Origin of the sequence: Mycobacterium sp. (assembly GCF_029961025.1) — a bacterium.
Lineage (GTDB): Bacteria > Actinomycetota > Actinomycetes > Mycobacteriales > Mycobacteriaceae > Mycobacterium.
Window position 1 is genome coordinate 152,248 of the sequence record NZ_JASBVP010000003.1, and the last position, 24,352, is coordinate 176,599.

The following is a 24,352-nucleotide window of genomic DNA, read 5'->3' on the forward strand; positions in this document are numbered from 1 at the left end:
GGTGGCCCAGCCGAATTCCCGCCCGGCCGCACTGCGCACCCCGGTGTTCGACCAGGCGCGTGCCGAGGCGGCGGTTCGGGAGTTGCTGTTGGCGATCGGCGAGAACCCGGATCGGCACGGTCTTGAGGACACCCCGGCGCGGGTCGCGCGGACCTATCGGGAGATGTTCGCCGGGCTCTACACCGATCCGGACACCGTGCTGGAGACCACATTCGATGAGCAGCACGACGAGTTGGTCCTGGTCAAACAGATCCCGCTGTACTCCACCTGCGAGCATCATCTGGTGTCGTTTCACGGTGTGGCGCATGTGGGCTACATTCCCGGGCACGACGGCCGGGTGACGGGTTTGTCGAAGATCGCGCGGCTGGTCGACCTCTATGCAAAGCGGCCGCAGGTTCAGGAACGGCTTACCGTGCAGATTGCTGACGCGCTGACCCGCAAACTCGATCCGCGCGGGGTGATCGTCGTGATCGAGGCCGAACACCTGTGCATGTCGATGCGCGGAGTGCGCAAGCCCGGGGCGATCACCACCACCTCGGCGGTGCGCGGTTTATTCAAGACCAACCCCTCGTCCCGGGCCGAAGCGCTCGATCTGATCTTGCGCAAGTGAACCCGACGCGTGTTATCGGGGTGGTGAACGTCACCGATGACTCGTTCTCGGATGGCGGGCGCTACCTGGACGTCGACCGCGCCGTCGAACATGGTCTGGCGTTGGCCGCCCAGGGTGCGGCGGTTATTGATGTGGGCGGTGCGTCGACCCGCCCCGGGGCCATTCGAATCGATCCGCGGGTGGAGACGGCCCGCGTGGCCCCCGTCATCAAAAGCCTTGCGGCACAGGGTATTGTCGTCAGCATCGACACAATGCATGCCGGTGTTGCAGGTGCGGCGATAGACAACGGTGCGCAGATCGTCAACGACGTGTCCGGCGGGCGGGCCGATCCCGCGATGGCCGCTTTGGTGGCCGAGGCGGGCGTGACATGGGTGCTGATGCACTGGCGGCCGGTGTCGGCCGATGACCCGCACCAGGTTCCGCAGTATCGGGATGTGGTGGCCGAGGTGCGCGCCGAGCTGCTCGCCGGTGTCGACCGGGCGGTCGCCGCCGGCGTCGACCCGGCGCAGCTGGTGATCGATCCCGGCCTCGGGTTCGCGAAAACGGGTGAACATAATTGGGCGCTGTTAAATGCGTTGCCCGAGTTTGTCGCCACCGGAGTGCCGGTACTCGTGGGGGCATCGCGAAAACGGTTCCTCGGAACGTTGCTCGCCGGCCCGGACGGGACGGCGCGGCCCGCCGACGGCCGGGAGACCGCTACCGCGGTGATCTCCGCCTTGGCCGCGCTGCACGGGGCTTGGGGGGTGCGGGTGCATGACGTGCGGGCCTCGGTGGACGCGCTCAAGGTGGTCACGGCCTGGACACAGGCAGGGACCCGGTGATGGCCGACCGGATCGAGTTGCGCGGCTTGACGGTCCGCGGATATCACGGGGTTTACCCGCACGAACGGGTTGACGGACAGGATTTCGTGGTTGACATCACCGTGTGGATCGACCTGGCGGACGCCGCCGCGAGCGATGAGCTTTCCGACACGTACGACTATGGCGTGCTGGCCCAGCGGGCGGCCGATATCGTCGGCGGGCCGGCCCGTAACCTGATCGAAACCGTCGCCGGTGACATCGCCGACGAGGTGATGCACGATGAGCGGGTGCATGCCGTCGAGGTGGCCGTGCACAAACCGCAGGCGCCGCTCCCTCAGATGTTCGCCGACGTGGCCGTGGTGGCCCGACGGTGCCGCTGCGGTGGCCGCGGTTCGGTGATTCCGGCCGGAGGGTGCCATGACGCGCGATGACGACGCCGGTGCAGCCGGGATCGTGGGGGTTGGGCCCGCGCGTGGAGGAGAACGGCGCTGATGACCCGGGTGGTGCTGTCTATCGGCTCTAACCTGGGTGATCGGCTGGCTCGGCTGCAGTCGGCGGTCGACGGGCTGGGTGCGGCGGTGCGGGCGGTTTCGCCGGTATATGAGACCGCTCCGTGGGGTGGCATAGAGCAGGGACCTTTTCTGAATGCGGCGCTGATCGCCGAGGATCCCGCGCTTGACGGGCGTGGCTGGCTCCACCGGGCCCAGCAGTTGGAGCGGGCGGCGGATCGGGTGCGCGGCCTGCGCTGGGGTCCCCGGACCCTCGATGTCGACCTGATCGCCTGCTACGAGGGCGACACCGAAGTGATCTGCCGTGAGAACGGGCTGATGCTGCCGCACCCGCTGGCCCATTTACGGGCCTTCGTGTTGGTACCGTGGCTGGCCATCGACCCGGGGGCCGGGCTGACCGTGAGTGGACGAAAGCGGTCCGCCGGCGAATTGCTGGCTGAGCTCGAGCCGGTTGATCGCGCCGGTGTGCGGCCGACCGGGCTGACGCTGAGCCGGCGCCGTGAACCCGACGCGGAAACGGCCCGGTAGCAGAAATCCGATGGGACCGACCCGCAAGCGTGATCTGACAGTCGGGGTGATCGGTGCCGCCGTGGTCGGCTATCTGCTGGTGGTGCTGTTGTACCGGTGGTTTCCCCCGATCACGGTGTGGTCTGGTTTTTCACTGCTGGCCGTCGCCGTCACCGAGGCCGCGTGGGGGCGCTATGTGCGGGCCAAAATTCACAATGGCGAGATCGGTGACGGTCCGGGGTGGTTGCATCCGCTCGCGGTGGCCCGCAGCGTGATGATCGCCAAGGCATCGGCGTGGGTCGGGGCCCTGGTGCTGGGGTGGTGGCTCGGGGTATTGGCGTATCTGTTGCCCCGACGGTCGTCCATACGTGTCGCCGGTGAGGACACCGCCGGCACGGTGGTCGCGGCCGTCAGCGCGCTGGCCCTGGTGGTCGCCGCGCTGTGGCTACAGCATTGCTGCAAGTCACCGCCGGATTCCACCGAGGGTGGTGAGGGCGCCGAGGGCGCCGAAACTTAGCGTCTGAAGCGGTGGCTCTCGGTACACCGTGGGCGTGAGAACAAGCCGGGCAATTGTTAGCCGGTGCTTAGCCGCTGCGGTGACCTGAAGGCCGCCAAGCGGTAGCTGCCGCGCGGCGGTCGCGGACCGGATGAGAATCGTCGGACACGTCGACATGCGGACTGACCTCGGGCCGGTACAGTCAGGCCATGACCGTTCTGTCCCGCCGCGTCCGGGTCCGGCGCAGCGGCCGCAGGCCGGGTTGGCTGCTGTTGACCGCGTTGCTGGTGCTTGCCATTGGGGCCAGTTCCGCGCTGGTTTTCACCAATCGGGTGGAGCTGTTAAGACTCGCGGTGATCCTGGCTTTGTGGGCCGCGATCGTCGCGGCCTTCGTCTCGGTGATCTATCGCCGGCAAAGCGATGTGGACCAGGCTCGGGTGCGCGACCTGAAACTGGTTTATGACTTGCAGCTGGATCGGGAGATCTCGGCCCGGCGCGAGTACGAGCTGACCGTGGAGTCCCAGCTGCGCCGTGAACTCGCCTCGGAATTGCGCGCCCAGGCCGCAGACGAGGTGGCGGCGCTGCGGGCCGAACTGACTGCGTTGCGAACCAACCTGGAGCTCTTGTTCGGCGCAGAGCTGACGCACCGTCCGGCGCTGGAGACCGACCACGCCACCGGGCGTGATCACCGCGACTGGGTCCACACCAGCCACACCGCACCCGATGACCGGGTGAGTAATCGCGTGACATCGGTGCGCTCGGACGAGTTCTCCCGCCACGCTGATGACGGCTCGATCATCGATGTTCCCGAGGAGCCGCTGCCGCCCCGACCGGTGGCGACCGATGCCGCTGCCGCTGAAGCCTATGCGGGTGCCGAGTCCCACCATGCGTCCTCATGGCGCGAGCCGGAGGATGGCGGCCGGCGGTCGGGGCCCCGCCTGGAAGGAGACGCTGGCCGGCGTGCTGATCCTGGTGGTCCGGAAGAAGACCGGGGCCGGTCCCAGCGCACCCGCCACGGAGCCCAACCGCCGCAGTGGGGATCGCCCCGGCATGAGGCGCCACCGGCGCCATTCGAGCCCCGGTGGCCGCAATGGCATACCGGCCCCGGCGCGGCCCCGGGGATCACCGAATGGCCGCCCGGCGGCGCGGCTGGACAGTGGTCGCCGCCCGACACATCGGATAGCAATCGGGCGCTCACACCCGCCGAGGACGTGTTCGGCACCACCAGCGCCGCCGGCGCATCCTCGGTGGGCGCGGACCCCCCGGAGCAGCGCAGCGGTCGTCATGCCTCGACCGAGCCTGAGATTGCCCGGCCCCGCGAAGCCGAGCCCGGTGGCAGCTATGGCGCGACCGGTCACCGCGCTTCGGGGCGTCATTCCGTGGAGTATCCCGGCGCCGACATGCCCGCGCCTTCTTGGCCCTCGGAGTCGGAGGCATCCTGGTCATCACGCGGAGGGCAAACATCGCCCGAGGCGGCGCCGCCGTCAGCAACCCCGCGCCGGCACCACGGCCTGGAGTCGTCGAGGGCTGGCGATGCCACAGAAAACTCTGGCCGCTCGGTTGCGGACTTGCTTGCACGGCTGCAAGCAGAGCCGACCGGAGGCAATCGTCGCCGCCGCCGTCAGGAGTAACACCCTCGCTTCGCGGGGCGGGTCGTCGCCGGGGTAGAGTCTTGGGGACCGTCCGGTACCTGCGATGCAGGACTGGAACGCCGCTAGAGACTTGCGAGGCCGTCAGCGATGGTGCGGATCGACGGTTTGCGTCCGGCCAGGCTCAAGGTGGGGATCATCTCGGCCGGCCGGGTCGGGACCGCCCTGGGGGTCGCGCTGGAGCGCGCCGACCACGTGGTGGTGGCGTGCAGCGCCGTCTCCCGGGCGTCGCGGCAACGGGCGCAGCGCTGGTTGCCGGATACCCCGGTGTTGCCGGTTCCCGACGTTGCCGCCGGCGCCGAGTTGCTGCTGCTGGCCGTTACCGACACCGAACTTGCGGGCCTGGTGTCGGGTTTGGCCGCCACATCGGCGGTGCGGGGCGGGACGATCGTGGTGCACACGTCGGGCGTCATGGGCGTCGACGTGCTGGAGCCGCTGGCCCGGCAGCGGTGCATCCCGCTGGCCATCCACCCGGCGATGACGTTCACCGGATCCGACGACGACATCGGGCGGTTACCGGGCACCTGCTTCGGGATCACTGCCGCCGACGACGTCGGCGAAGCGATCGCGCAGGCGCTGGTGCTGGAGATGGGCGGGGAGCCGGTCCGGGTCGACGAAGATGCCCGCGCCCTTTACCACGCCGCGCTGGCCCACGCCGGCAACCACATCGTCACGGTGCTCGCGGACGCGCTGGAGGCCTTGCGCGCCGCCTGCCGGGTCGAGCGGGGGGAGGACCGGCCGAGCGATGTTGCGGCACGGATCCTCGCGCCCCTGGCGCGCGCGGCGCTGGAGAACACCCTGCAGCAAGGACAGGCCGCGCTCACCGGCCCGGTGGCGCGCGGCGACGCGGCCGCGGTCGCCGGACATCTGGATGCGCTGGCGACGCTCGACCCGCAGCTGGCCCAGGCGTACCGGGTAAACGCGCTGCGCACCGCGCAACGGGCGCACGCCCCCGACGACGTTTTCGAGGTACTGGCCGGGTGATCGTCGACCACACGCCGGCGTTCGCGGCGGGCGAACTCAACGTGTACTCGACCCCGCGTGATGTCACCCGTGTCAGCCGGGCCCTGCGGCACACCGGGCGGCGGGTGATGCTGGTGCCCACCATGGGCGCGCTGCACGACGGGCACCTCGCCCTGATCCGGGCCGCCCAGCGGGTGCCCGGCTCGGTGGTCGTGGTATCGATCTTCGTCAACCCGTTGCAATTCGGCGCCGGTGAAGATCTCGACACCTATCCGCGCACCCTCGACGACGACATGGCGCAACTGCGCCGTGAAGGTGTCGAGATCGCGTTCACGCCGACGGTCTCGGCGATGTATCCCGACGGACCGCGCACCGCGGTGCACCCGGGACCGCTGGGCGCCGAACTGGAGGGCGCCGCTCGGCCAACGCATTTCGCGGGCGTGCTGACCGTGGTGCTGAAGCTGCTGCAGATCGTGCGGCCCGAGCGGGTGTTCTTCGGCGAGAAGGACTATCAGCAGCTGGTGCTGGTGCGCCAGATGGTCGCCGACTTCAACCTCGACGTGCAGGTCGTCGGTGTGCCGATCGTACGCGAGGCCGACGGGCTGGCGATGTCGTCGCGTAACCGCTACCTGGACCCGGAGCAGCGAGAAGCAGCCCGAGCACTGGCGGCGGCGCTGCTGGCCGCCCGGCGCGCCGCCCCGGACGGGGTGGACGCCGCGCTGAACGCTGCCCGTGCCGTGCTCAACGCGGTGCCGGCGATTGACGTGGACTACCTGGAGGTGCGCGACAGCGCACTGGGTCCCGCTCCGTTGCGGGGTGTGGGCCGGCTGCTGGTCGCCGCCAGGGTCGGCGGCACCAGGCTGTTGGACAATGTCGCCGTTGCCATCGGGGCGACTGGGACTCATGCCGGCACCGAAGCGCTCGCATCCGCCGGACCGGACAGCAATCGATCTTCCGAATCATCTTGGAGGAATTGATGTTACGCACGATGCTAAAGTCGAAGATCCACCGCGCCACCGTGACGCAGGCGGATTTGCACTACGTCGGCTCGGTGACCGTGGACGCCGACTTGATGGATGCCGCGGATCTGCTCGACGGGGAGCAGGTGACCGTCGTCGACATCACCAACGGAGCCCGGCTCGTCACCTATGCGATCACCGGTGAACGGGGCAGTGGGGTGATTGGAATCAACGGCGCCGCAGCTCATCTGGTACACCCGGGTGATACGGTGATCCTGATTGCCTATGGCGTCATGGACGACGCTGAGGCCCGCGCCTACACACCGCGGATCGTGTTCGTTGACGCGCACAACCGTCCGATCGACCTGGGTCACGATGCTGCGTTCGTGCCCGCGGATGCCGCGGGGCTGGTCTCGTCCCGGCTGACTGCGGGATAGCCGTGTTACTGGCGATCGACGTCCGCAACACGCATACCGTCGTCGGACTGCTCTCCGGGTCGAAAGAGCACGCAAAAGTCGTGCAGCAGTGGCGGATACGCACCGAACCTGAGATTACCGCCGACGAACTCGCGCTGACCATCGACGGCCTTATCGGCGAGGATGGCGAGCGGCTCACCGGAGCGGTCGCCCTGTCCACTGTGCCGTCGGTGCTGCATGAGGTGCGAATCATGCTGGATCAGTACTGGCCGTCGGTGCCGCACGTGGTGATCGAACCCGGGGTGCGCACCGGCATGCCGCTGCTGGTTGACAATCCCAAGGAGGTGGGCGCCGACCGGATCGTGAACTGCCTTGCGGCGTTTCATAAATTCGGGAGTGCCGCTATCGTGGTCGATTTCGGCTCGTCGATCTGTGTCGACGTGGTGTCGGCCAACGGGGAGTTTCTGGGTGGCGCCATCGCTCCGGGGGTGCAGGTGTCCTCCGACGCCGCGGCGGCCCGCTCGGCCGCCCTGCGCCGGGTCGAGCTGGTCCGACCCCGCTCGGTGGTCGGTAAGAACACCGTCGAATGCATGCAGGCCGGCGCGGTGTTCGGATTCGCCGGGTTGGTTGACGGCTTGGTGCAGCGCATCCGTGACGAGGTGAGCGGGTTCGGCGGCGGCGACGTGGCGGTGGTGGCCACCGGGCACACCGCGCCGCTAATGATGCCCGAGCTGCATACCGTCAACCATTACGACCCCCACCTGACCCTGAATGGTCTGCGGCTGGTCTTCGAGCGCAACCGCGACAGCCAGCGCGGCCGGCTGAAGACGGCGCGCTGACGGATCCGGCCGTCGCTCCCGCGGCCGGGTGCGCGCTGCCGCCCAACCGCTTGCCCGGCACGCCAGACGGCATTAAATTATGCTAATGGCATTAGGAGAACCTAGTGAAGATAGGCGGCGTCGGCGGCATCGGGCCACCAGGCAGGAGATAGTGGCTGCGGCGTGGGAGGCGGCCCGGGACAAGGGTCTGGCCGGCCTCACGCTGGGCGACGTGGCGGCCCGGGTCGGGATGCGGGTGCCATCCCTGTATTCGTACTTCGCCTCGAAGAACGAGATCTACGACGCCATGTTCGCTCAGGGCAACGAGGAGTTTCTCGAGTTCATCAAGCGACGACAGGCCGAGTTGCCCAGCCGTCCCCGCGAGCTCATCCGGGAAACCTTTCGCATCTTCTTCGACTTTTGCACCGCGGACCCGGTGCGCTACCAGTTGCTGTTCCAGCGCACGATCCCGGGGTTCGTCCCCTCGGAGTCGTCGTATGCCAAGGCGATCGAGGTGCTCGACGCCTTTCGCCGCCGGCTCGCCGACGCCGGGCTGACCGGCGGGCAAGCCGACGAGGATCTGCTGACCGCGCTCAGTTCGGGGCTGGTCGACCAGCAGATCGCCAACGATCCCGGCGGCGACCGGTGGGGCCGGCTGCTCGATGAGGTGGCCGACATGGCCTACGACCACCTGATGAAGAAACGACGCAACCAACGGAGGTCATCATGACAAGCGCGCGCCACGGCGAAGTGAGACTGCACATGAACGCCGCACCCGAGCGGGTCTGGGAGGTGTTGGCCGACGTCGAGCGGATGGGCGAGTGGAGCCCGGAGTGCTATCGGGTGCGCTGGCTCGACGGCGCCGGTTCGCCGGCGACGGTGGGCGCGCGCTTCAAAGGTTCGAACCGATGGCGCTGGATGCGCTGGTCGATGACCTGTCAGGTCACCACCGCAGATCCCGGGCGGGAACTGTCGTGGGTGACCATCCGGGGCGGCAAGCCCATCGTCCGCTGGACCTATCGCCTACAGCCGGCAAACGGCGGAACCGACGTCACCGAGTCGTTCGAGGCGCTGCGCTGGCCGCTCGACGTCCGGGTGGCCGAAGACTTCATCATGCGTGGCCGCAACGAACAGCGCGCCCAAGCCATGCGCACGACGCTGCAACGCATCAAGGCGGCTGTGGAAAGCGCTTGAGCGCAGGTGCACATGCCAGCCGTCGACGTGGTGGTGGTCGGGGCCGGGCTCGCGGGGCTGGTTGCCGCCCGGGACGTGATGCGCGGCGGCCTCGAGGTCGCCGTCGTGGAGGCTCGTGACCGGGTCGGCGGCCGGGTGCTCAACGCGGAGCTTCCCGGCGGTGCACCCATCGAAGCCGGCGGGCAATGGGTCGGCCCCGGCCAAACCGAGATCCTCGACTTGATCGCCGAACTCGGGCTTTCACTGTTCCCAACGCACACCGAGGGACGCAAAGTGCTCGACTTCAACGGCCGGACGCTGACCTACACCGGGCGCATTCCGCGGCTGAATCCGCTGGTGCTGGCCGACATCGGCTACGGATCATGGCGCCTGGACCGGCTCACCCGCAGACTGCCGCCACCCGGGAGCCCGCTCGACGAACGGGCGGCGGCGCTGGATGGGCAGACCTTGGCCACCTGGATTCACCGCCACCTGCACACCCATGGCGGGCGGGAGTTCCTGCGGCTCATCACCAGGGCCGTCTTCACCACCGAACCCGAAGATCTGTCCGCCCTGTGGGCCTTGTCATACCTAGGCGCCAACCAGGGTCTCGAGGCCTTGACCACCATCCGGGGCGGGGCACTGCAGGACCGCATCGTCGGCGGCTCGCAACGAATCGCGCTCAGCCTCGCGGCGCAACTCGGCGAGCGGGTCAGGTTGAACTGCCCGTGACCGAGGTGGAATGGGGCGGCAGCGGTGTCCGAATCCGTCTGCCCGACGCGGCGCCACTGTCCGCGAGGCGGGCCATTATCGCCGTCCCGCCGGTGCTCAGCGGCCGAATCCGCTACCTGCCGCCACTGCCCGCCGAGCGTGATCAGTTGATCCAGCGGATGCCGATGGGACGGGTGATCAAGACCAACGTCGTCTACGACGAGCCGTTCTGGCGCCGCCACGGTTTCAGCGGCCAGGCCAACAGCAACCGCCGAATTGCCGCCACCGTGCTCGACAACACTCCACCCGAGGGGACTCCGGGTGTCTTGGTGGTTTTCACCGAGGGACGGCGGGCCGATGCCGCCGGCCGGCTCCCCCCACCGGACCGCCGGCGGCGGGTGCTCGCCGATCTGGCCGCCTACTTCGGGCCGCCGGCAAAAAAGCCCATCGACTATATCGAACTCGATTGGGCCGCCGAGCAATACACCGGCGGCTGCTACGGCGCGTTCACCGCGCCGTCGGCACTGACCCGTTTCGGTGCGGCGCTGCGGGCACCGATCGGGCCGCTGCACTGGGCGGGCAGCGAGACGGCCCGGCGCTGGACGTGTTCGATGGACGGCGCGGTCGAATCCGGGCATCGAACCGCGCGCGAGGTGGCCGCCGTTCTCAACGGCTTGACGGATCTCACCGGGCCACCGTTGCCGGATTGACGCCCGCCCACCCGGGTTAATTTAAGCTGGCACGTCGTGGACGGCGCCGATGCGGACATTCCCGAGCAGTTCCGGATTCGCCGGGACAAGCGTGCTCGGCTGCTGGCGGCCGGCCGCGAGCCCTACCCGGTGACCGTCGAACGCACCCACACGCTGGCTCAGGTTCGTGCCGCCCACCCCGACCTGCCGACCGATTCGGCGACCGGAGACATCGTCGGGATTGCCGGCCGGGTGATGTCCGCGCGCGACTCGGGCAAGCTGTGCTTTGCGACCCTGCAGGACGGCGACGGCACCCAATTACAGGTCATGCTCAGCCTGGCCAGCGTCGGCCAGCAGGCGCTCGACGCGTGGAAGACCGATGTCGATATCGGCGACATTGTTTACGTGCACGGCGAGGTGATCAGCTCCCGCCGTGGCGAATTATCCGTGCTCGCCGATTCGTGGGCGATGGCGTCGAAGTCGTTGCGCCCGCTGCCGGTCGCCTACAAGGAAATGAGCGAAGAGTCGCGGGTGCGTCAACGTTACGTCGATTTGATTGTCCGTCCGCAAGCGCGCATGCTTGCCCGACAGCGGATCGCGGTCGTTCGTGCGATACGCGCCGGGCTGGAGCGACGCGGGTTCGTCGAAGTCGAGACGCCGATGTTGCAGACTCTGGCCGGTGGCGCGGCGGCGCGGCCGTTCATCACTCACTCCAATGCCCTCGATATCGATCTCTACCTACGAATCGCACCCGAACTGTTCCTTAAGCGCTGCGTCGTCGGTGGGTTCGACAAGGTCTTCGAACTTAATCGGGTGTTCCGAAACGAAGGAGTCGATTCCACCCATTCCCCGGAATTCTCCATGTTGGAGACCTACCAGGCGTATGGAACCTATGACGATTCGGCCGTCGTCACCAGGGAGCTTATTCAACACGTTGCCGATGAAGCGTTCGGAACCCGGCAACTACGCCTGCCGGACGGCAGTGTCTATGACATCGATGGCGAATGGGCGTCGATACAAATGTATCCGTCTTTGTCCGCCGCGTTGGGTGAGGAGATTACGCCCGACACGACGGTGGAGCGCTTACGCGTCATCGCCGGGCAGCTTGGTGTCGAGATTCCCGCAGATCGCGGATATGGCCACGGCAAGCTCGTCGAGGAGTTGTGGGAGCATGCGGTGGGAAGGAGCCTCACCGCACCCACGTTTGTACGGGATTTTCCCGTGGAGACAACGCCTTTGACCCGCCAGCATCGAAGTATCCCCGGCGTCACCGAGAAATGGGATTTGTATGTGCGCGGAATCGAACTGGCCACCGGATACTCCGAATTGATCGATCCGGTGATTCAGCGCGAGCGATTCGAGGCCCAGGCGCGGGCCGCGGCCGCCGGCGACGACGAGGCCATGGTGCTCGATGAAGATTTTCTGGCCGCCTTGGAGTACGCGATGCCGCCGTGCACCGGAACTGGAATGGGTGTCGACCGATTGTTGATGGTTTTGACTGGCCTGTCAATTAGGGAGACGGTTTTGTTCCCGCTTGTTCGGCCGCACAGCAACTGAACCGCGCCGATACCGACAGACCGTTTCGGGATTGAATAAACCGCTGTCATATGGCAGATTGGTCAGCGGGAAAGGCAATCCAACTTGCACAGTATGTGCACGGGAAGCAGCGTGAGGACGAGCTAATGGCGAAGAAAGTGACCGTCACCTTGATCGACGATTTCGACGGTGTTGCTGCCGCCGATGAAACGGTTGAATTCGGGCTCGACGGCGTTACCTATGAGATTGATCTTTCGAGTAAGAATGCCGCGAAACTGCGTAACGACCTGAAGCAATGGGTGGAAGCGGCCCGCCGCGTCGGCGGCCGGCGCCGCGGACGGCCCGGCGCCCCGCGCAGCCGGGGGGCGATCGACCGCGAGCAGAGCGCCGCGATCCGCGAGTGGGCCCGCCGTAACGGCCACAACGTCTCCAGCCGGGGCCGGATTCCGGCGGACATCATCGAGGCCTTCCACGCCGCCACCTGACCGCCACCGGCCGCCCCGACGGGCCGGGGGTGACACCACCGTTCGCTGGTAGCGAACTGATCCCCGGCCGACGGGGAAACGATTTGCCGATTCGCGGCGTTTATCGTTGCGTCAGTGTTACGCCGGGGCTACGTGTGGCGGTCTCAAGCGCAAGGTTAGGAACCCCGGGCGGTCGGCCATTACAGTGGATGGTAGGTACGCAGGGGCCGACCAGGGCCGACCACAGTACCGATGGTGAGGGAGAGCAGGTAACCACCGATGTTCGAGAGATTTACCGACCGTGCCCGCAGGGTCGTCGTCCTGGCGCAAGAAGAGGCCCGGATGCTCAACCACAACTACATCGGCACCGAGCACATTCTGCTGGGGTTGATCCACGAGGGCGAAGGCGTAGCCGCCAAGTCGCTGGAGTCGCTGGGGATATCGCTGGAGGGCGTGCGCAGCCAGGTCGAGGAGATCATCGGCCAGGGCCAGCAGGCGCCGTCGGGACACATCCCGTTTACTCCGCGCGCCAAAAAGGTCCTGGAGCTTTCCCTGCGTGAGGCGCTGCAGCTCGGCCACAACTACATCGGCACCGAGCACATCCTGCTCGGCCTGATCCGCGAGGGCGAGGGCGTGGCCGCCCAGGTCCTGGTCAAGCTGGGCGCCGAGCTGACCCGGGTGCGCCAGCAGGTGATCCAATTGTTGTCCGGATACCAGGGCAAGGAGACCGCCGAGGCCGGTACCGGTGGCCGTGGCGGCGAATCGGGCAGCCCCTCGACGTCGTTGGTACTCGACCAGTTCGGCCGTAACCTGACCGCCGCGGCGATGGAGGGCAAGCTCGACCCGGTCATCGGCCGCGAGAAGGAAATCGAGCGGGTAATGCAGGTGTTGAGCCGGCGCACCAAGAACAACCCGGTGCTGATCGGCGAGCCCGGTGTCGGCAAGACCGCGGTCGTCGAGGGCTTGGCGCAGGCCATCGTGCACGGCCAGGTTCCCGAGACGCTGAAGGACAAGCAGCTCTACACGCTGGACCTGGGGTCGCTGGTGGCTGGCAGCCGGTACCGCGGGGACTTCGAGGAACGCCTGAAGAAGGTGCTGAAGGAGATCAACACCCGCGGCGACATCATCCTGTTCATCGACGAGCTGCACACGCTGGTCGGGGCCGGTGCCGCCGAGGGTGCCATCGACGCCGCGTCCATCCTGAAACCAAAGCTGGCGCGCGGTGAGTTGCAAACCATCGGGGCGACCACTCTCGATGAGTACCGCAAATACATCGAGAAGGACGCCGCGCTGGAGCGCCGGTTCCAGCCGGTGCAGGTCGGCGAGCCGACGGTGGAGCACACCATCGAGATCCTCAAGGGGCTGCGCGACCGTTACGAGGCGCACCACCGGGTGTCGATCACCGATTCCGCGATGGTGGCCGCCGCCACGCTGGCCGACCGATACATCAACGACCGCTATCTGCCCGATAAGGCGATCGACCTGATCGACGAGGCGGGTGCGCGGATGCGGATCCGACGGATGACCGCGCCGCCGGACCTGCGCGAGTTCGACGAGAAGATCGCCGAAGCCCGCCGGGAGAAAGAGTCCGCGATCGACGCGCAGGACTTCGAGAAGGCCGCCGCCTTGCGAGACCGCGAGAAGCAGCTGGTGGCTCAGCGGGCTGAGCGCGAAAAGCAGTGGCGCTCCGGCGATCTGGATGTGGTTGCCGAGGTCGACGACGAGCAGATCGCCGAAGTGCTGGGTAACTGGACCGGCATCCCGGTGTACAAGCTGACCGAGGCCGAGACCTCCCGGCTGCTGCGCATGGAGGAGGAGATTCACAAGCGGATCATCGGCCAGGACGATGCCGTCAAAGCGGTCAGCAAGGCGATCCGCCGTACCCGGGCCGGGCTGAAGGATCCCAAGCGCCCGTCGGGCTCGTTCATCTTCGCCGGACCGTCCGGTGTGGGCAAGACCGAGCTGTCCAAGGCGCTGGCGGAGTTCCTGTTCGGCGACGACGACGCGCTCATCCAGATCGACATGGGCGAGTTCCACGACCGGTTCACCGCATCGCGGCTCTTCGGCGCCCCTCCGGGCTACGTGGGCTACGAGGAGGGCGGCCAACTCACCGAGAAGGTGCGGCGCAAGCCGTTCTCGGTGGTGCTGTTCGACGAGATCGAAAAGGCGCACCAGGAGATCTACAACAGCCTGCTGCAGGTGCTCGAGGACGGCCGACTCACCGACGGGCAGGGGCGCACGGTCGACTTTAAGAACACCGTGCTGATCTTCACGTCCAACCTGGGCACCGCCGACATCTCCAAACCGGTCGGCCTCGGGTTTAGCCAGGGTGGCGGCGAGAACAACTACGAGCGGATGAAGCAGAAGGTCAACGACGAGCTCAAGAAGCACTTCCGGCCCGAGTTCCTCAACCGCATCGACGATGTCATCGTTTTCCACCAGCTGACCAAGGATGAGATCATCCAGATGGTGGAGCTGATGATCAGCCGGGTCGCGAACCAGCTCAAGAGCAAGGACATGACCTTGGAGCTGACCGACAAGGCGAAAGCGTTGCTGGCCAAGCGCGGCTTCGACCCGGTCCTGGGGGCGCGCCCATTGCGGCGCACCATTCAACGCGAGATCGAAGACCCGCTCTCGGAGAAGATCCTCTTCGAGGAGGTCGGCCCCGGGCAGGTGGTCACGGTCGACGTTGACAACTGGGACGGCGAAGGCCCCGGCGAGGATGCGGTGTTCACGTTCACCGGAACCCCCAAGTCGGTGGTGCCGGTCGAGTCGGATCTGGCCAAAGCGGCAGCCCCCAGCGCGGGTGGTCTGAACGCGCAGTAACCGCGCGGTAAACCGCGCCGAGCGGGCGGCTAGTGGCGCCCCGGCAGCAGGGCGAAGACCTGCTTGGCGATCTGCAGCATCCAGCCGGTCACGGTGGGGCCGTGATCACGCGGCCAGGTCAGCTGAAAGCTGACCACCCAGGGCTGCCCGGTCTTGTCGACCGCGTACCAGCTGAATGTCAAATCGCCGGGCAGCCCGCCGGCTTTTGCGCCGATATACGGCCACTCACGGGGGTCCAGATCGATACCCGGGACAGCGGCCAGAATCTGGCGAACGGGTGCGGCCTTGCCGATCGCGCCGGTTTGCAACGCCGTGTGCACCCGGCAGATGTCCTCGGCGGTGCCGTACCATTCCACCCCGTAGCTCGACGCCGGGGTGTGGGCTCGAGCGGGGTCTGGCAGATAAGGGCGAGAATCCGCCTGCTGCAGCAGCTGCGCACGCACTTGTGGGGAGGCCTGCCGCCACCGGTCGCGAAGGTCCGGTATGCCCCAGCCGACCGAAAACAGTTGGTGCATGGTGGGAAACGGGGTCATGCCGGCTGGATCGTGATGGCCGGCCGCAGTCAGTGCACTCTCCACCGCGTGCCGGCCCACTTTTTCGATGAGCAGGTCGGTGGCCATGTTGTCGCTGGTGGCAATCATTTTTTCGGCGGCGGTGCGAACCGGCACCTGGGCTCCGACCGGCAGGTCCAGCCCGGAAGAACCGACGGCATTGCTTTTGGCGGTGACGGTCAGCTCGTCGTTCCAGGACACCGTCTCCGCTTTGATCGCGTCCGCCACGGCGTAGAGCACATACAACTTGAAAATCGATGCCAGCGGCAGTGATTGGGTGCTGTTGGTGCCCGCTACAGGCTCGCAGCGACCATCGCGGACCCGGGCGGCCTGATACGAGTATCGGGCCCCGGTGCGGCTCAACGCGACGTCGACGTCCCGCCAAGACGTGATCGTCGGTGCCGGTGTGCTGACCTCGAAACCGTCCACGAGCCGGTCGTCGTCGGTGTGAATCCTGATCTCCTGCCGAGCGCCGTAGGAGCTGGTGAGGTGCAATGTAGCGGCGCCGGCCCACACGTCGACGGCATCGACGGTGAAGGGGCGGTCCCACCACAGCGCGTCCATCATGCGCTCGACCCGCTCGACCATGCCGGCCGCGGCGAGGGTGCGAACGCCGGGGGTGCCGATCGGCCAATCCGAGTTGAGCATGTCCACGATCTGCCGGGCACGCAGGCCTGGCGGGGTTCTGATGTCGATCCGCCCCCCGGGGTTGGCCGCGCTCGCCGGTGTCGTGGGGGGCGACGAGCACCCGGGTAGCGGGGCGACGGCCAGCACGGCGGCGGCCGTCAGCACCACCGTCCGGCGGCACATCCGGCTCGGGTTATGCGCGCGCGGCGGTTCCGGCAACGTCCAGCACAACCTCGAATTCCAGCAGGGACGCGCCGGTCGCCACGGGGTTGGCCCGATGCCCGGCGTGGGCTTCGATAGCCGGCCCGTTCGCCCACGCCTGGAAGGCCTCATCGGACTCCCATTGCGTCACCACGAAATAGCGGTCTTCACCCTTGACCGGGCGGAGCAACTGAAACCCGAGGAAGCCGGGCGCGTTCTCCACGGCATGCGCGCGATGAGCGAAGCGTTTCTCCAACTCCGGACCGGCACCGGCGGGAACCTCGATCGCGTTGATCTTTACCACTGGCATGCCGCTAGGCTACCGCGCCGGCCCGAGGGGGCTCGGGTGCCGTCACCGGAATACCACGGCGCGGTGCGTGGCACGCGAAAATAGGTCCATGCCCACCGATGTGCTGAGCTTTCGCGGCGGACGCGGCAGGCCGCTGGTGTTGGTTCACGGTCTGATGGGGCGGGGGAGCACCTGGTTTCGGCAGCTGCCGTGGCTGACGAGGTTGGGTAGCGTCTACACCTACGACGCGCCGTGGCACCGAGGCCGTGACGTCCCCGGCCCGTATCCGATCAGCACCGAACGCTTGGTGGCCGACTTGGGTGCTGCGGTGGCGACCCTGGGAGCGCCGGTGAGCCTGATCGGGCATTCGATGGGCGCCCTGCACTCATGGTGCCTGGCCGCGGAACATCCCGAACTGGTCTCGGCGCTGGTGATCGAGGATATGGCGCCGGATTTTCGGGGCCGCAGCACCGCCGCGTGGGAACCGTGGCTGCATGCCCTGCCAGTCGAATTCGACTCTGCGGAGCAGATATTCGCCGTATTTGGCCCGATCGCGGGTCGGTACTTTATGGAATCCTTCGATCGCGTCGACACCGGTTGGCGGCTGCACGGGGTCGTCGAACGCTGGATCGAGATCGCCGCCGAGTGGGGCACCCGCGACTACTGGGCGCAGTGGCGCGATGTCCGATCACCCGCGTTGCTCATCGAGGCCGGCAACTCGGTCACATCCGAGGGCCAGATGCGTAGGATGAGCGAAACCGGTCGCCAAACACGCTACGTACATGTTCCTGGAGCCGGTCATCTGGTTCATGATGAGGCGCCGCGGATATATCGACACGCGGTGGAGTCTTTCCTGGCGGTGCGCTAACCCGAAGTTGCGGCGGGTCAGTTAGGCAATTTGGGGGTTGAGCTGGGGTCTGTGCGGGTTGGTCTGCCGAAGGTGTAGCCAGTGAATATGGTGTGTTGATGCTATTGATTGACGAGTTCGCCTTGTAATATTCAGTTATGGTCAAACCTGTGCGGATGCACGTAGCCCGGACTCCGAGCAAATATGTGGACAAGGCCGGCAACGTGCACCGCTATGAGTCGGTGCTGGTGCGTCGCACCTACCGCGACGGGACGAAGGTCCGCCACGAGACCCTGGCCAACCTGTCCAAGTTGCCCGCGGAGGTGATCGCCGCGATCGAGGCGACGCTGAAGGGACAGGTGATGGTGCCTGCCCAGTCGGCCTGCACCATCACCCGCTCGCTGCCGCACGGGCATGTGGCCGCAGTGGCGGCGATGGCGCGTCGGCTGGGGTTTCCGGCGCTCCTGGGTCCGGCGTGTCGATCCCGCGATCTGGTGCTGGGGTTGGTTATTTCGCGGGTGATCCGTCCGGCGTCCAAGCTGTCAACGTTGTCGCGGTGGGCCGATACCACCTTGGGGCCCGACCTGGACGTGGCTGGCGCCTCCACCGATGAGGTGTATGCCGCGATGGACTGGCTGGCGAATCGTCAGGACGCGATCGAGAAGAAGCTGGCCGCTAAACACCTTGGGCCAGCGGCGAACCCGTCACGGATGGCGTTGTTCGATCTGACCAGCTCATGGGTGACCGGGCGGTGCTGTGAGCTGGCCGCCCATGGCTATTCCCGCGACGGCAAAAAGGGCCTGCCGCAGATCAACTACGGGGTGCTCACCGACCCGGCCGGACGCCCCGTGGCGGTGCGGGTGTTTTCCGGAGATACCGCCGACCCGGTCGCGTTCACCGACATCGTCGAGGTGCTGCGCGACACGTTCGGGTTGACCCGGCTGGTGCTGGTGGGGGATCGCGGCATGATCACCAGTGCACGCATCAGCGCACTGAGAGAGCTTAACACCGATGCGGGAACCGGTTTCGGGTGGATCACCGCCCTGCGTGCACCCCAGATCGCCACCCTGGCCGCCGACAAGGGACCGCTGCAGATGAGCCTGTTCGACACCCAAGATCTCGCCGAGATCGCCCACCCCGACTACCCCGGGGAACGGTTGATCGCCTGCCGCAACCCCGCCCTGGCCGCCGAGCGGGCCCGCAAACGCGCCGCGCTGCTAGCCGCCACCGAGGCCGACCTGGCCGCCATCGCCGAGCGGGTGGCCCGCGGCACCCTCAAGGGGGCAGGCAAGATCGGTGAAGCCGTTGGGCGGATCATCGTCAAACACAACGTGGGCAAGCATTTTCACCGCACCATCACCGACACCAGCTTCACCTACCAGCGTGACCAGGCCGGCATCGATGCCGAGGCCAGCCTCGATGGCATCTACGTGCTGCGCACCAGCGTCGACGCCGATACCCTCACCCCAGCAGCCGTGGTGGAAAGCTACAAAAACCTCGCCCACGTCGAGCGCGACTTCCGCAGCATCAAGGCCGATGATCTGGATCTGCGGCCCATCCATCACCGCCTCGATAAGCGTGTCCGCGCCCACGTGCTGATCTGCCTGCTGGCCTGCTACCTGGTCTGGCACCTGCGTAAAGCCTGGGCGTCGCTGACCTTCACCGACGAACACCCACCCGCCCGCGACAACCCCGTCGCGCCCGCACAACGCTCACCACAGGCCCAGGCCAAAGCCTCGACCCAGCACGACCCAGACGGTAACCCGCTGCGCAGCTTCCGCGGCCTGCTCGATCACCTAGCGACCCTGACCCGCAACGACATTCACTACCACGGCACCAACGCCACGGTACCCACACTGGCCGAACCCACCCCCGACCAACGCCGCGCCTTCGACCTTATCGGCACCCCCATCCCGCTGACCGCCGCGTAGCCAGAACCACGACCCCACACCACCAGCAAAAACCCACGTCAGCCACGAATCCACCCACCCAAACCGCCGCAACTTCGGGCTAACCGTCTTCGCCCGCCAAGGCGAACCGGCCGTCGGCCCGCCGGGTGATCAGCCCGTCGGCGCGCAGCGAATCCCATGCCCGGTCGCGCCGACGGTGGTCGCTCGGCCAGGCCACGTCCAGTTCGGCAAGGGTGACCGGAGAATCCCGGGCGCGCAGCACATCCAGCAGCCGGCCGCGGATCTGGCGGTTGGTTCCCTGGTAGCGCTGGGCGCGCCGGGCGGGCCCGCGCGCGGGGGGATAACCGGCATTTCGCCACCGGCACGTGCTCAGTGGGCACACCCCGCACTTCGGGGCCCGGGCGGTGCAAACCGTCGCACCCAGCTCCATCAGCGCTGCCGAAAAACGCGGTGCCACGTGCTCTTCCGGCAACAGTGCGGAAACGTCGGCGTGGTCATGGGCCACCGACGGCGCACCGGGACGGGCGAGCCCGCGCACCGCGCGGGCGAGCACCCGGCGCACATTGGTGTCGACTACCGGCACCGGCTTGCGGTAGGCGAAACAGGCCACCGCGTGCGCGGTGTAGCTCCCGACGCCGGGCAGCCCCAGCAGGGTGTCGACGTCGTCGGGAACCACATCGCCGTAATCCCGGGCGATCACGGTGGCGCATGCGTGCAGTCGTTTGGCCCGCATCGGGTAGCCCAGTTTGCCCCAGGCGCGCAGTACATCGGCCAGGGTGGCCGCTGCGGTGGCCGAGGCGGTGGGCCAGCGCGCCACCCACTCGCTCCAGACCGGAACCACCCGGGCTACCGGAGTTTGCTGCAGCATGAATTCGCTGACCAGGATCGGCCAGGCGTCGAGGCCGGGTTCGCGCCACGGCAGGTCTCGCCGTGACCGGTCATACCAGTCGAGCAGTTCGCGGGCGCAGACGGTCATCGGCGGCTGGGGCAGAATATCCGCCATGCCGAAGAGCAGTCCGGTGACGGCGTGGAAGGCACTCACCGAGGGTAACCAGCGATTCGTCGCCGGCAAGCCCGAGCATCCCAGCCAAAGCGTCGAGCATCGGGCCAGCCTGGCCGCCGCTCAGAAACCGACGGCCGTGGTGTTCGGCTGCGCGGACAGCCGGGTCGCCGCGGAGATCATCTTCGATCAGGGCCTGGGTGACATGTTCGTGGTGCGCACCGCCGGACACGTCATCGACTCCGCTGTCCTGGGCTCGGTGGAGTACGCGGTGTCGGTGCTCGACGTCCCGCTCGTCGTGGTGCTCGGTCATGACGGCTGCGGCGCCGTTCAGGCCGCGCTGACGGCGCTCGACGGCGGCGCCCTGCCGGCCGGTTACGTCCGCGACGTGGTGGAACGGGTGACACCGTCGATCCTGTTGGGCCGCCGCGACGGGCTGAGTCGCGTCGACGAGTTCGAGGCGCGACACGTCCACGAGACCATGGCGCGCCTGGTGGCGCGCTCCACCGTCATCGCCGAGCGGGTGGCGGCGGGCGCGCTGGCCATCGCCGGCGTCACCTATCGTCTCGCCGAGGGCCGGGTGATGCTGCGCGCCCACATCGGCGACATCGGTGACGAACCGCACGACTGAGCGGCTTCCCGCCGGCCGGCCGCAGGCCCGGAACCGTTTCGTTGAAGGCCCGGCGGCGGGCCGGTCGCCGGCGATCACCCGGAAATCCCGGCGGCGCCAGCCGACCCGGCGACACGCCGAGTCGGGTCGCCGCTATTGGTATGACCTGGGCTTACGGTGTGAACGTGCTGGATCTGGAACCGCGTGGCCCGCTCCCGCCGCAGGTCTACTGGCGGCGCCGGGGGCTGGCACTGGGGATCGCCATAGCCGTGATCGGCGTTGTGGTCGCCGGCATCGTCACGCTCCTGGATGGCAGCGCGGGCGCAAAGACCACCAACACCGCCAAGCCCGCCCCGCCAACCGCTCCCCAGGCGCCCCCGCCAGCCGCGCAGCCCGAGGTCAAGACCCCGATGGTTCCCCCGGCGGCGCCGAACGTGGCTCCCGTTCCGACGCCGACCGGGGCCGTGCAACCGCCACCGGTGCTCAAGGAAGGTGACGACTGTCCCGACTCGACACTGGCCGTCAAGGGCCTGACTAACCAACCCCAATACGTCCTGGGTGACCAGCCGAAATTCACCATGGTGGTCACCAACATCGGGTTGGTGGCGTGCAAACGCGATGTGGGGGCCGCCGTGCTCGCGGCCTATGTCTACACGCTGGACAACAAACGGCTGTGGTCCAATTTGGACTGCGCGCCGTCGAACGAGACCCTGGTGAAGACATTCACACCGGGCGAGCAGGTGACGACCGCTGTCACCTGGACCGGGATGGGGTCGGCGCCGGGTTGTCCGTTGCCGCGGCCCGCTATCGGCCCCGGCACCTACAACCTGGTGGTGCAATTGGGCAATCTGCGCTCGGCACCGGTTCCGTTCATCCTGGCTGCGCCCCCGCCGTCACCCCCGGCCGAAAACGGGGGCCCGCCGCCGCCCATGGCGCCACCGCCGCCGCCCGGCCCCGCGGGGAACTGACCTCGGCCCGGTTGCCGGCCTGAGCCGGGTCGGCAGGCGCGTTTGCGCGGCGGCGGGTCGTCCCGCTATGCGTCGGTGTCCTGCAGTGGCGGCGCGCCCAGCCGAAGCGGTGGTGTCGGCGGGCCGGGCCGGCCGGCGATATCCAGCAGGTGCTGCAGCGCCGCGACAATGGTGGTCGCGACCAGCGCGCGCAGCCCCGGCGGGCCGCCACGACATCCGGGCGGGATCACTGCGGTGGTAAATCCTTGTCGGGCGGCTTCGCCGAGCCGACGTTCCATCCCGGTGACTGGCCGCAGATCGCCCGCCAGCCCCACCTCGCCGATCATCACCGCGGCGGTGGGCACCGGAAGGTTGGCGTATGCCGAGGACAATGCGATCGCCACCGCGAGGTCTGCCGACGGATCCGTCAGCCGCATGCCGCCGACCGTGGACAGGTAGATGTCGTTGGCCGCCACGGCGAGCCCGGCATGCTTTTCCAGTACGGCGGCGATCATCGCGGCCCGGGCGTGGTCTATTCCGCTGACTGCCCGCCGCGCCGATTGGCCCGATGGTGCGGCCAGCAGCGCCTGGACTTCGCCGACAAGGGGGCGCTTTCCCTCCAGGGCAACGGTGATCGCGGTACCGGCGACGGGCGCTCGCCGCTGATCCACGAACAGGCCATAAGGCTCGGCAACACCTTCAATCCCACTGTCGTGCAACAGAAAACAACCGACTTCGTCGGCTGTGCCGAAGCGGTTTTTGACGCCGCGGACCATTCGCAGGCCACTGTGGCGATCGCCCTCGAAATGCAGCACGACGTCGACGAGGTGTTCCAGCGAGCGCGGCCCGGCGATCGCCCCGTCTTTGGTGACATGGCCGACGAGAATCAGCGCGACACCGGTGGGTTTCGCGGCACGGGTCAGCGCGGCGGTGACCGCGCGCACCTGGGTGACGCCACCGGGGACACCGTCGGCCTCGGCAGTGGAGATGGTTTGCACCGAGTCCACGACGACCAGTGTCGGCTGCACCGCGGCGATCTGCTCCAGCACCAGGTGCAGGTCCGATACGGCAGCCAGGTAGACCTCGTCGTGGCTGCAGCCGATCCGATCGGCGCGCATCCGGATCTGACCCGCGGATTCCTCAGCGGATACATACAGCGCGCGCCGACCCGACCGTGCCCAGTGATGGGCGACCGTGAGCAGCAACGTCGATTTCCCGACGCCGGGATCACCCGCCAACAGTGTCACCGAGCCCGGTACCAGACCGCCCCCGAGCACCCGGTCGAACTCACCGACACCCGTGGCGTGGTGGCCGGCGGCGCGCGCCTCGACGGAACTGATCGGAATGGCCCGCGAGGCCGTGGTGTGCGGATGCCGCCGGGTGTCGCCGACGGCGGTGCGGACCACCACCTCGCCAACCGTTCCCCAGGCGCCACACCGAAGGCAGCGGCCCACCCACTTGGCGGTGACGTGGCGGCACTCCGAACAGCGGTACTGCGAACGTGTCTTGGCCACCCCGTGACGGTATCGGGTGGGTCTGACAGCCCGGGGGGACCTAATCGGGATGGTCAATCCAGGTCGGGAGCGCGCTCCTGCGGCGGCGTCGTCGGCGCCGAGATCGGCACCATCACGCTGGCACGGCCGGCCCTCTCGAACGTGAAGGTGAACCTGTAGGTCAGCCCGTTGGTGATCGGCTTGGCCAGCACCACCGTTGCCTTTGCCGCGGTCGCCGGTTCCACCGCCCGAAGCGCCCGCACGTTCTGGCCGGCGGAGGCACCGATGAACAGCTTGCCCCCCACGGGCAATCGGGTGTCTCCGCTGAGAGTCACCGTGCCGATCTCGGAGGTGATGCTCACCAGCCGGTCGGCGACTACGCGTGACCGGTTGACGGCGACCAGCACCAGGTTGACCGGTTGGCCGGGTCGCAGGAAGTCGCCGGTCTGCACGGCCTGGATGCGAACGTCGCGCAGCGCCACGTTGTTGAGGTTGAGCTTGGCGCCGTTGACCGCGGACTCGACGGCCGCGGTCTGGGCGATCTGACCGGAGCTGCAGCCCGACAGCGCGCCGGCCAGGCCGATCGCCGCCAGCCCGGCGGCCGCCGCGCCGACGCAGGTCAAGCGGATGCCGAAACGGTTCACTCGATGCCTCCTGCTGGGCCTCGGGACTCGACTGGGACGGCCGCAAGCGGGCCCCATCGCGAGTGCAGCGGATTCGACTATGCACTGTAGTAGGTAAGGGCTTGGTG

The 24,352-nt window shown here is 67.7% G+C and carries 24 protein-coding genes and 1 pseudogene; 20 read left to right on the forward strand and 5 right to left on the reverse strand.

Features of this window, described 5'->3' with window-relative positions:
* Position 1: 1 nt before the first annotated feature.
* The 16 genes and pseudogenes from folE to clpC1 all read left to right on the forward strand — a co-directional run bounded on the left by folE (position 2) and on the right by clpC1 (position 15,126).
* Positions 2 to 610 carry a GTP cyclohydrolase I FolE gene (folE, locus tag QJR12_RS04510; RefSeq protein WP_300579628.1) on the forward strand — a complete coding sequence of 203 codons (609 nt, stop codon included), beginning with the start codon at positions 2 to 4 and terminating at the stop codon, positions 608 to 610.
* Positions 607 to 1,431, forward strand: a complete 825-nt coding sequence (gene folP, locus QJR12_RS04515) for a dihydropteroate synthase (protein ID WP_300579506.1) — start codon at positions 607 to 609, stop codon at positions 1,429 to 1,431. Before folE ends, folP begins: the two co-directional genes overlap by 4 nt.
* A complete protein-coding gene (gene folB, locus QJR12_RS04520) occupies positions 1,431 to 1,841 on the forward strand; it encodes a dihydroneopterin aldolase (protein WP_300579507.1) in 411 nt (136 codons plus the stop codon). Before folP ends, folB begins: the two co-directional genes overlap by 1 nt.
* A 60-nt stretch (positions 1,842 to 1,901) precedes the next feature.
* On the forward strand, positions 1,902 to 2,447 hold the full coding sequence (gene folK / locus QJR12_RS04525) for a 2-amino-4-hydroxy-6-hydroxymethyldihydropteridine diphosphokinase (RefSeq protein WP_300579508.1): 546 nt from the start codon (positions 1,902 to 1,904) through the stop codon (positions 2,445 to 2,447).
* A 10-nt stretch (positions 2,448 to 2,457) separates the two neighbouring features.
* On the forward strand, positions 2,458 to 2,943 hold the full coding sequence (locus tag QJR12_RS04530; RefSeq protein ID WP_300579509.1) for a DUF3180 domain-containing protein: 486 nt from the start codon (positions 2,458 to 2,460) through the stop codon (positions 2,941 to 2,943).
* A 188-nt stretch (positions 2,944 to 3,131) separates the two neighbouring features.
* Positions 3,132 to 4,553, forward strand: coding sequence for a DUF6779 domain-containing protein (locus tag QJR12_RS04535; protein WP_300579510.1), 1,422 nt, complete (start codon positions 3,132 to 3,134; stop codon positions 4,551 to 4,553).
* Positions 4,554 to 4,661: 108 nt separating this feature from the next.
* A complete protein-coding gene (locus QJR12_RS04540; RefSeq protein ID WP_300579511.1) occupies positions 4,662 to 5,555 on the forward strand; it encodes a DUF2520 domain-containing protein in 894 nt (297 codons plus the stop codon).
* A complete protein-coding gene (gene panC / locus QJR12_RS04545; protein ID WP_300579629.1) occupies positions 5,555 to 6,511 on the forward strand; it encodes a pantoate--beta-alanine ligase in 957 nt (318 codons plus the stop codon). The genes QJR12_RS04540 and panC overlap by 1 nt, the downstream gene beginning before the upstream one ends.
* A complete protein-coding gene (gene panD / locus QJR12_RS04550; protein ID WP_300579512.1) occupies positions 6,511 to 6,930 on the forward strand; it encodes an aspartate 1-decarboxylase in 420 nt (139 codons plus the stop codon). Before panC ends, panD begins: the two co-directional genes overlap by 1 nt.
* A gap of 2 nt (positions 6,931 to 6,932) precedes the next feature.
* On the forward strand, positions 6,933 to 7,748 hold the full coding sequence (locus tag QJR12_RS04555; protein ID WP_300579513.1) for a type III pantothenate kinase: 816 nt from the start codon (positions 6,933 to 6,935) through the stop codon (positions 7,746 to 7,748).
* Between the two features lie 151 nt (positions 7,749 to 7,899).
* The gene (locus tag QJR12_RS04560; RefSeq protein WP_300579514.1) at positions 7,900 to 8,457 is read left to right on the forward strand and encodes a TetR/AcrR family transcriptional regulator; all 558 of its coding nucleotides are present in this window, start codon (positions 7,900 to 7,902) and stop codon (positions 8,455 to 8,457) included.
* Positions 8,454 to 8,921, forward strand: coding sequence for an SRPBCC family protein (locus QJR12_RS04565; RefSeq protein WP_300579515.1), 468 nt, complete (start codon positions 8,454 to 8,456; stop codon positions 8,919 to 8,921). Before QJR12_RS04560 ends, QJR12_RS04565 begins: the two co-directional genes overlap by 4 nt.
* A 12-nt stretch (positions 8,922 to 8,933) precedes the next feature.
* Positions 8,934 to 10,321, forward strand: a pseudogene (locus QJR12_RS04570) (FAD-dependent oxidoreductase).
* A 36-nt stretch (positions 10,322 to 10,357) separates the two neighbouring features.
* Positions 10,358 to 11,857 carry a lysine--tRNA ligase gene (lysS, locus tag QJR12_RS04575; RefSeq protein ID WP_300579516.1) on the forward strand — a complete coding sequence of 500 codons (1,500 nt, stop codon included), beginning with the start codon at positions 10,358 to 10,360 and terminating at the stop codon, positions 11,855 to 11,857.
* Positions 11,858 to 11,982: 125 nt separating this feature from the next.
* Positions 11,983 to 12,321, forward strand: a complete 339-nt coding sequence (lsr2, locus tag QJR12_RS04580) for a histone-like nucleoid-structuring protein Lsr2 (RefSeq protein WP_300579630.1) — start codon at positions 11,983 to 11,985, stop codon at positions 12,319 to 12,321.
* A 258-nt stretch (positions 12,322 to 12,579) separates the two neighbouring features.
* Positions 12,580 to 15,126 carry an ATP-dependent protease ATP-binding subunit ClpC gene (clpC1, locus tag QJR12_RS04585; protein ID WP_300579517.1) on the forward strand — a complete coding sequence of 849 codons (2,547 nt, stop codon included), beginning with the start codon at positions 12,580 to 12,582 and terminating at the stop codon, positions 15,124 to 15,126.
* Between the two features lie 29 nt (positions 15,127 to 15,155).
* Here the strand turns inward: clpC1 and QJR12_RS04590 are convergent, their stop codons facing one another.
* Together QJR12_RS04590 and mhuD are read right to left on the reverse strand one after the other, a co-directional pair.
* Positions 15,156 to 16,487: a class A beta-lactamase-related serine hydrolase gene (locus QJR12_RS04590; protein ID WP_300579518.1), complete on the reverse strand. Its 1,332-nt coding sequence runs from the start codon at positions 16,485 to 16,487 to the stop codon at positions 15,156 to 15,158.
* 10 nt (positions 16,488 to 16,497) lie between these two features.
* Positions 16,498 to 16,815 (reverse strand): mycobilin-forming heme oxygenase MhuD, encoded by a 318-nt coding sequence (gene mhuD, locus QJR12_RS04595; protein ID WP_300579519.1) that lies wholly within the window; start codon positions 16,813 to 16,815, stop codon positions 16,498 to 16,500.
* A gap of 88 nt (positions 16,816 to 16,903) precedes the next feature.
* Here mhuD and QJR12_RS04600 point away from each other — a divergent pair, with 88 nt between their 5' ends.
* Complete coding sequence (locus QJR12_RS04600; RefSeq protein ID WP_300579520.1) at positions 16,904 to 17,662, forward strand: alpha/beta hydrolase; 759 nt, start codon at positions 16,904 to 16,906, stop codon at positions 17,660 to 17,662.
* A gap of 137 nt (positions 17,663 to 17,799) precedes the next feature.
* Positions 17,800 to 19,572 (forward strand): IS1634 family transposase, encoded by a 1,773-nt coding sequence (locus tag QJR12_RS04605; protein WP_300575500.1) that lies wholly within the window; start codon positions 17,800 to 17,802, stop codon positions 19,570 to 19,572.
* A gap of 79 nt (positions 19,573 to 19,651) precedes the next feature.
* Here QJR12_RS04605 and QJR12_RS04610 read toward each other — a convergent pair whose 3' ends face one another.
* Positions 19,652 to 20,554, reverse strand: coding sequence for an A/G-specific adenine glycosylase (locus QJR12_RS04610; RefSeq protein WP_300579631.1), 903 nt, complete (start codon positions 20,552 to 20,554; stop codon positions 19,652 to 19,654).
* On the opposite strand from QJR12_RS04610, the gene QJR12_RS04615 reads away from it, so the two are divergent.
* The gene (locus QJR12_RS04615) at positions 20,553 to 21,182 is read left to right on the forward strand and encodes a carbonic anhydrase (RefSeq protein WP_300579521.1); all 630 of its coding nucleotides are present in this window, start codon (positions 20,553 to 20,555) and stop codon (positions 21,180 to 21,182) included. The genes QJR12_RS04610 and QJR12_RS04615 overlap by 2 nt on opposite strands.
* A gap of 164 nt (positions 21,183 to 21,346) precedes the next feature.
* The gene (locus tag QJR12_RS04620; RefSeq protein WP_300579522.1) at positions 21,347 to 22,129 is read left to right on the forward strand and encodes a hypothetical protein; all 783 of its coding nucleotides are present in this window, start codon (positions 21,347 to 21,349) and stop codon (positions 22,127 to 22,129) included.
* A gap of 65 nt (positions 22,130 to 22,194) precedes the next feature.
* On the opposite strand, the gene radA is transcribed toward QJR12_RS04620, so the two are convergent.
* Together radA and QJR12_RS04630 are read right to left on the reverse strand one after the other, a co-directional pair.
* Positions 22,195 to 23,622, reverse strand: coding sequence for a DNA repair protein RadA (gene radA / locus QJR12_RS04625; protein WP_300579523.1), 1,428 nt, complete (start codon positions 23,620 to 23,622; stop codon positions 22,195 to 22,197).
* Between the two features lie 53 nt (positions 23,623 to 23,675).
* Positions 23,676 to 24,224 (reverse strand): hypothetical protein, encoded by a 549-nt coding sequence (locus QJR12_RS04630; protein WP_300579632.1) that lies wholly within the window; start codon positions 24,222 to 24,224, stop codon positions 23,676 to 23,678.
* Positions 24,225 to 24,352: the final 128 nt, after the last annotated feature.